The sequence below is a fragment of the Trichloromonas sp. genome, assembly GCF_041583255.1.
Lineage (GTDB): Bacteria > Desulfobacterota > Desulfuromonadia > Desulfuromonadales > Trichloromonadaceae > Trichloromonas.
In genome coordinates, this window is the sequence record NZ_JBFHGD010000281.1 from 1 (window position 1) to 3,557 (window position 3,557).

The 3,557-nt window shown below is 60.8% G+C and carries 4 protein-coding genes; 1 reads left to right on the forward strand and 3 read right to left on the reverse strand.

Annotated elements, in window-relative coordinates; genetic code table 11:
- The 3 genes from ABYV89_RS15575 to modA all read right to left on the reverse strand — a co-directional run.
- Positions 1 to 394: ATP-binding cassette domain-containing protein (locus tag ABYV89_RS15575; RefSeq protein ID WP_432823853.1), on the reverse strand; the 394-nt coding region annotated here is incomplete at its 3' end.
- Entirely contained in the window at positions 391 to 1,080 is a 690-nt protein-coding gene (gene modB, locus ABYV89_RS15580; RefSeq protein WP_432823854.1) for a molybdate ABC transporter permease subunit, read from the reverse strand. The genes ABYV89_RS15575 and modB, both read right to left, overlap by 4 nt.
- A gap of 132 nt (positions 1,081 to 1,212) precedes the next feature.
- Entirely contained in the window at positions 1,213 to 1,956 is a 744-nt protein-coding gene (modA, locus tag ABYV89_RS15585) for a molybdate ABC transporter substrate-binding protein (protein WP_432823855.1), read from the reverse strand.
- A gap of 630 nt (positions 1,957 to 2,586) precedes the next feature.
- On the opposite strand from modA, the gene ABYV89_RS15590 reads away from it, so the two are divergent.
- A partial coding sequence (locus ABYV89_RS15590) for a nitrogenase component 1 (RefSeq protein ID WP_432823856.1) occupies positions 2,587 to 3,557 on the forward strand: 971 nt, incomplete at its 3' end.

A 3,557-nucleotide genomic window follows, 5' to 3' on the forward strand; every position in this document is an offset into this window, starting at 1 on the left:
CGTCGGCACGACGGTCAAGCAATCCGCCGAGATCGAGCACCTCGATCAGGTCTTTCGGGTCGATCTTGCGTAACGCTGCCGGGGTACGCTTATAGCCGTAGAGCAGGTTGCGCTTGACGCACAGGTGAGGAAAGAGGTGGGCGTGCTGAAAGACCACGGCGATGCGCCGCCGCTCGGGCGGCAGACAGATGCGCGACTCCGAACAGTACAGCAGTTCGCCGTCCAGCTCGATACGCCCGGCATCGGGGGTGATCAAACCGGCGATCATATGCACCAGGGTCGACTTGCCGCTCCCCGAACGACCGAAGATGCCGACCCGGTCGGCATGGGTGACGAAGCCGGCGTCGAGGGTAAAATCACCGAGCCGCTTGCGCAGGGAAATGTCCAATTTCATGGCTGCCTCCGCCGACTGAAGCGACGCAGCAGCCCTTCGTTGAGCAGCAGCACGGCAAAGGAGAGGACAATGGACACGGCACAGAGCGCCAACGCCATGCGGTCGCCGCCCGGCGTGTTGGTGTAGTCGTAGATCGCCAGCGGGATGGTCTGGGTCACCCCGGGGATGTTGCCGGCGATGACGATGGTGGCGCCGAACTCGCCGAGGCTGCGGGCGAACATCAGGGTCGCCCCGGCCAGCACCGAGCGGCCGGACAGCGGAATAACCACAGAGAAGAGGGTGTCGTACCAGTGCGCCCCCAGGGTGCGGGAGGCCTGCAGCAGTTTCTCGTCGATCCCTTCCAGGCCGAGCCGGATCGAGCGGACCAGCAGCGGAAAACCGACCACCATCGAGGCAAGCACCGCCGCCTTCCAGGTAAAAATGATGCGGATATCCCACGACTTGAGCAACGCCCCGAGCCAGCCGCGCTCACCGAACAAAAGCAGCAGCAGGTAGCCGACCACCACCGGCGGCAGCACCAGGGGCAGGTTGACCAGCCCGTCGATGAACGCCTTGCCGCGCACCCGCGAGAAGACCAGCAGGCAGGCCACGGCATAGCCGAAAGGAAGCGACAGCAACGTCGCCGCGATGGCGACCCTGGTCGACAGCCAGATGGCCTGATAATCTGCGGGGGTCAGTTCAAACATAACATCCTTTTTAAAGTCAAAATCGGCTCACGCCCGCTCGCTTTGCTCACTCAAGACGCAAAGACGCCAGGTAAATCCAGCCATAAATTCTTTCTCTGCGAGCTTGCGGCATTGAGTGCGCCGGTTTTTTGCCTATTTCACCACAAATCCGTGCTTCGACAGCACGGCCCGAGCCTCGGCGCTTTGCAGGCAATCGAAGAAGGCCACCGCTTCGGGGTTTTGCGCTCCGGCCGGGGTCAGTGCCATCGGATAGGTCACCTCCGGATATAAATCCGCCGGAACGACAAAGCGGATGGCCGCATTCCGGGCCAGCAGGGCGTCGGTGCGGTAGACAAACGCACCGTCCGCCTCGCCGCGATCGGCGTACATCAGCGCCTGCCGCACGTCCTTGGCATAGACCAGTTTGCCGGCCGCCAGCAAGGAATCAAAGAGTCCCAGCGCGCTCAGCGCCTGGCGGGCATACTGGCCGGCGGGAACGCTGTCCGGGCTGCCGATGGCAATCCGTTCGAGTTTCGGCAGCTCTTCGAGGGAAACCGCCGGCACTTCAGGACCGGTCACGAAAACCAGCTGGTTATGGGTCAACACCTGGATGCTGTCCGTTGCCACCAGCTTCTGCCCGCGGAGAAAATCGATCCACTTCGGATCGGCCGAGATGAAGATATCGGCCGGCGCCCCGGCGGACAGCTGCTTGGCCAGGGTGCCCGAACTGGCAAAGTTGCGGACGAAGCCCACCTGCGCCTGCTGTCGGCCGTAGATTTCAGTTATTTCGGTCAGCGCGTCGGTCAGGCTGGCGGCGGCAGAGATGCGCACCTCGCCGGCCAGGGCCAACGAATGCGACAGCAACAGCAAAAAACAAAACGCAACCGACCTGAACATGTGCAGATTCCTTTTCATTCCCCCAAAGCATATGGATCTTAGCATATATTGGGCCAACCTGGGTATCGTACTTTCGATACTGCAAATAAAAAAGCCCCGCGGTTGAACCACGGGGCCTCGTTGCCAGGATATTAAGCGCACTACGCTGTGACGCCGATCTGAACCCTGAACAAAGCATCAGGTGTGCCAATCAGCTTCATGCCCATTCTCGCCCAAGCAAAAACCAGCAAGAAGCCCGCCACCCAGCACTGCAAAAATTATCAGCAACTCCGTATCCCCTCCCTTTGGCACCCTATCGCCGCAACAAATATGCACATACTTTAGGCATAAACACAAATCCCTGCCTGTTTCCTCCTCCTGCACCCACCGTCCCCGCCACCAAAAGCAACCGTTCCCCAACCCCCGACTCCCCGGCGACAAAATAGAACCATCGGAAAATTTTGTATTATTTCAAGGGACATACAGAACAAAACCGGGTTTACCAAACGAGCGGTCCGGAGGAAAAAAGAATCGCTGGCGAGACTCTTGCAATTATTGCGGACAGAGACACCGCTGTCCTGTTTTCAAACTCCCTCCCAACGACGCGCAGGGACTGATTGACCTCTGAACCCACTCAGAAAGGATCAGGCCTTGGCCAGCAAACCGAAAATCAAAGAGCTGCTCGACGAGAGCGCCTGCGAACACAATAAAACCAAGAAAGCCGCCTGCAACGCCCCGACTCCGGGCGCGACCACCGGCGGCTGCGCCTTCGAAGGGGCGCAGATCTCCCTTTTTCCCTATGCCGACGCCGCCCACCTGGTGCACGGCCCGATCACCTGCCTCGGCGCCTCCTGGGAAACCCGCACCACTAAAACCAGCTTTGAGGGGCGCGACCACACCCAGATGGGTTTCACCACCGGGATCTCCACCAACGACGTGGTCTTCGGCGGCGAACAGAAGCTGCTCGACTCCATCACCTACATCATGGAGCACTATACGCCCGAGGCGATTTTCGTCTACGCCACCTGCGTCACCGCCCTGATCGGCGATGACATCGACGCGGTCTGCTCTCACGCGGCAGAAAAATTCGGCCTGCCGGTGGTGCCGGTACATGCCCCCGGCTTCGTCGGCAGCAAGAACCTCGGCAGCCGGCTCGGCGGCGAGGCGGCCCTGGCCAGCCTGATTGGCACCGCCGAGCCGGAGACCAGAACCCCCTTCGACATCAACCTGATCGGCGAGTACAACGTCACCGGCGACATGTGGCAGTACTCGCACCTGCTCGACGAACTGGGCATCCGCATCCTCTCCACCCTCTCCGGCGACGGCCGGGTCGCCAAAATCCGCACCGCCCACCGGGCCAAGCTCAACGTCATCGTCTGCGCCAAGTCGCTGATCTCGCTGACCCGCAAGATGGAAGAGCAATACGGCATCCCGCAGATCTCCCTCTCTTTCTACGGCAAGCGCGACACCAGCGCCGGCCTGCTCGCCATCGCCGAAGCGCTGGGGGATGCCGGCCTGATCGAACGGACCAAGGCACTGACCGCTCGCGAAGAAGCCAAACTGGAAGAAAAACTCAAACCCTACCGGGAGGTGTTCAAAGGCAAGAAGGCGGTACTCAACAC